The organism is Sporanaerobium hydrogeniformans (genome assembly GCF_002735925.1).
GTDB lineage: Bacteria > Bacillota > Clostridia > Lachnospirales > Cellulosilyticaceae > Sporanaerobium > Sporanaerobium hydrogeniformans.
Genome location: NZ_PEDL01000062.1, coordinates 1 through 605, shown reverse-complemented (window position 1 = coordinate 605; position 605 = coordinate 1). Strand labels below are relative to the sequence as shown.

Genomic DNA, 605 nt, shown 5'->3' with positions numbered 1-605 from the left:
TTAAGAAATCTTTGAATACCATTATCTGTGAGAGGATGTTTTGTCATTTGAACAATCACGTTATAAGGAACAGTTGCTATATGTGCACCTGCTTTAGCTGCATCTACTACATGCAGAGGACTACGTACACTTGCCGCAATGATTTCTGTTTCGATGCCGTGGATTGCAAAAATATCTGCGATATCTCTTACAAGTTGCATACCTTCTGCTCCGACATCATCCAGTCTACCTAAGAAAGGACTTACGTAGGTTGCACCTGCTCTTGCTGCAAGTAAAGCTTGTGCTGCTGAGAAAATTAAAGTGACATTGGTACGAATACCTTTTGCAGTTAATTGTTTTGTAGCTTTTAAACCTTCTTCTGTCATAGGCAGTTTGATAACGATATTTTTATGAATTTTAACAAGTTCCAATGCTTCTTCAACCATTTTAGGTGCTTCAAGTGAAATAACCTCTGCACTAATAGGTCCATCTACAATTTCTACAATTTCTTTAATAACACTTTTAAACTCTAAACCTTCACGTGCAATAAGAGATGGGTTTGTTGTTACACCACAGATTACACCTAAGTCATTTGCCTTACGAATTTCTTCTGTATTGGCAGTATC

At 37.2% G+C, this 605-nt stretch carries 1 protein-coding gene; it reads right to left on the bottom strand.

Going from position 1 to position 605, the window contains the following annotated elements; translation table 11 throughout:
* A partial coding sequence (fsa, locus tag CS063_RS17405) for a fructose-6-phosphate aldolase (protein ID WP_099450920.1) occupies positions 1-605 on the bottom strand: 605 nt, incomplete at both ends.